3 protein-coding genes and 1 pseudogene are annotated in these 2,963 nt (G+C 38.1%); all 4 read right to left on the bottom strand.

Going from position 1 to position 2,963, the window contains the following annotated elements; all coding sequences use genetic code 11:
- Positions 1 to 88 precede the first annotated feature (88 nt).
- On the bottom strand, positions 89 to 949 hold the full coding sequence (gene yghU, locus DS885_RS14125; RefSeq protein WP_113820065.1) for a glutathione-dependent disulfide-bond oxidoreductase: 861 nt from the start codon (positions 947 to 949) through the stop codon (positions 89 to 91).
- Between the two features lie 20 nt (positions 950 to 969).
- Positions 970 to 1,647: a glutathione S-transferase family protein gene (locus DS885_RS14120; RefSeq protein WP_113820064.1), complete on the bottom strand. Its 678-nt coding sequence runs from the start codon at positions 1,645 to 1,647 to the stop codon at positions 970 to 972.
- A 194-nt stretch (positions 1,648 to 1,841) separates the two neighbouring features.
- Positions 1,842 to 2,342 (bottom strand): hypothetical protein, encoded by a 501-nt coding sequence (locus DS885_RS14115; RefSeq protein WP_113820063.1) that lies wholly within the window; start codon positions 2,340 to 2,342, stop codon positions 1,842 to 1,844.
- Positions 2,343 to 2,519: 177 nt separating this feature from the next.
- A pseudogene (locus tag DS885_RS14110) lies at positions 2,520 to 2,963 on the bottom strand (TRAP transporter large permease subunit); the annotation flags it as partial.

Genomic DNA, 2,963 nt, shown 5'->3' with positions numbered 1-2,963 from the left:
TAAATAGCTAAATAACTAAAAAAGTCAATCGAAGGAAAAGAGCTAATAACGTCAACTTAGATGGCGTTATTAGCTATATAACGAGTGATTACTTAGGTTTTTTGGCTAACACAGCATCGATATCTGCAGCTGAGTGGCGTTCTTGTACTTTTTCCCACTCTTCACCGAAAGGACGATTTACCGTGCGGCCACGTTGAAATCCTTGACGTTGTTCAAGTAACTTAGCCCAACGCATAACGTTAGTGTAAGCCTCAACTTGTAAGAATTCAGCAGCATCATATAAGTTACCTAATACTAGGTTACCGTACCAAGGCCAAATTGCCATATCGGCAATAGTGATCTCTTCACCAGTAACAAAAGTGTTATTGGCTAGTTGCTTATCTAATACATCAAGTTGACGCTTCGCTTCCATCGCAAATCGATTAATTGGATATTCAAACTTTTCATCCGCATAGGCATAAAAATGGCCAAAACCACCTCCTAAAAACGGAGCTGAGCCTTGTGCCCAAAATAACCAGTTGAATGTAGCGGTTCGCGCTGCACCTGATGCTGGTAAGAATTGATCAAACTTTTCAGCTAAGTGCACTAAAATAGATGCAGATTCAAAAACATTAAGGTCATCCCCGCTTGTTTTATCAACAAGTGCTGGTATTTTAGAGTTTGGATTAACTTCTACAAAACCAGATGAAAATTGATCACCTTCACCAATATTAATTAAATAAGCATCATACTCAGCTTCACTAATACCTAAAGCTAATAACTCTTCAAGCATGATAGTTACTTTCTGACCATTAGGAGTACCTAATGAATATAACTGTATTTTATGCTCACCTGACGGCAAAACCTTGTCATGTGTAGCACCTGACTCCGGTCGATTAATGTTAGCCCACTTGTTGCCACCATTAGTATCATGTACCCAAATTTTAGGTGGGACATATTGTTCAGTCATATTCACTCCTTATTGATAAATTAAGCTTTTGGGTAGTTTGAAGGGAAGAAAGCACGTTTGGCTTCTTCATCAAACTCTTTTTTAAATTCAACGTCTTTTGCAATGTTACGCGCACGAGCAACAGCAGGACGACTATCAATACTGTTAAACCAACGTTGTAAGTTAGGGTATGGAGCTAAACCTTCTTCTCCAAGTACCACAGGTGCCTTGTCAATCCAGCCCCATGCAGAAACATCTGCAATAGTGAATTCATCACCTACGATAAACTCACGGCCTTCCATATGTGTATCTAATACTTCATAGTGGCGTTGTGCTTCACGCAAGTAACGGTTAACTGCATAGTCTAAGCCTTCTGGCGCTGCATGTCTAAAATGTACAGATTGACCAGAGTAAGGACCAAGTCCAGAAGCAATGAACATTAACCATGATAGCATTTCACCACGATATTCTGGTTTACCCGTTAATTTACCTGATTTTTCAGATAGGTACATTAAGATAGCGTTTGAATCAAAAACACGAGTTTCGTCATCAATAATAGCAGGTGTTTTAGCGTTTGGGTTGATCGCTTTGTACTCAGGGGTATGTTGCTCACCTTTTAATGTATCAAGAGGAACCACTTCGTAAGGTAAACCTGTTTCTTCTAGGAAAAGTGCTACTTTCATTGGGTTAGGTGTATGGTGAAAATAAAATTTAATCATGTGAGACTCCCTCTTTAATTGAACACTCATTCAAACATATTTATAACGATCGTTCAAGTTGTTTTAATATTATCTGGAACACTGCTATTGAGCTTACTATTATCAAACAGAGGGTAAAAAAAATTCACTAAAAATTGCTTTAAAGTGAATTTATAATCGTGAGAAGGATTTGGCACTAGATAAGGTTACATTAACTAATAATTACCCAATTCAAGTACAGTGGTCGCAGTAACTTGAGCGCCCTTCATTGCCTTTACTGTCACATAGTAAGCATGATCTTTCGCACCAGAGCATGGTGGCATATAAGCGCCTTCTTTATCCCAACCGGGACTACGATGCGCTTCTATCATAGTAACTTTTTCAGGTAAGTCATATGAATGACCTGCAACTTTAGGTATAGCAACAGACGTCGTCATTGAGTCAATTTCATAACTCATTACACCATGGCCACCATTATTCATTTTTTCAGAATCTCTATCACTATAGGCCAGTACGATAGAATCGGATCCTGCAGGGATTTCTGACACTTTAAGTGCAGGTGTCATTGGGTTTTGACCACCAAACTTCTGACATTGTTGCCCTTCTGGTATCTTAACGCCATCCCATGCCGAATCCGTTAATTCAACTTCAATCGCTGATGCGTAATTAGAAAAACAACCCGCAAGTATAGTCGTCGCTAACAATTTATATTTCATAAAAACTCCTTTTTTAATGTCATTATTTAATAGCAGCCAATGGCAATCAATGTTATCTATTGTTACGTTAAGGCAGGGTTATGAGGTAATGAATCATTAAGTTAAGCTGTTTAAAGAAACATTTGTTACCTTTAAAACAGCTTATCTTATCTAAGAGGTTAATAACTGCCTAAGTACTTATATTACTTTGCTAGCTAATGCATTCTCATTTTTAGAGCTGCGTATGTTGAACAAAGTTATCATGACTATGAGTGCTAAACCAACAGTATTAACATAAGGCTGATGTACTAGCATAGCAAAAGCTGAAACTAATAACACTATACGAGAAAGCAGTGATAATTTAGTCGCTAAGCGCCCTTCAATACATCCAGCAAAGGCAACAATTAACCCAACAGTTAGCACTATTGCAACAACAAAGTCTACATTTTTACCTTCCATCCAGATTAAGCCTGAAAATGCCATCATAATTGGAATAATAAAAAAGCCTTGTGCTAATTTAAAGGCTTGTACCGCAGATTTCATCGGAGAGGTATTAGCAATACCTGCAGCAGCAAAGGCAGCTAAGGCTATAGGCGGTGTTACATTTGAGGTTTGTGATAACCAGAAGACAATCATATGTGC

The sequence above is a fragment of the Psychromonas sp. B3M02 genome (assembly GCF_003318165.1).
Lineage (GTDB): Bacteria > Pseudomonadota > Gammaproteobacteria > Enterobacterales > Psychromonadaceae > Psychromonas.
This window is presented reverse-complemented; position numbering and strand designations above follow the sequence as displayed.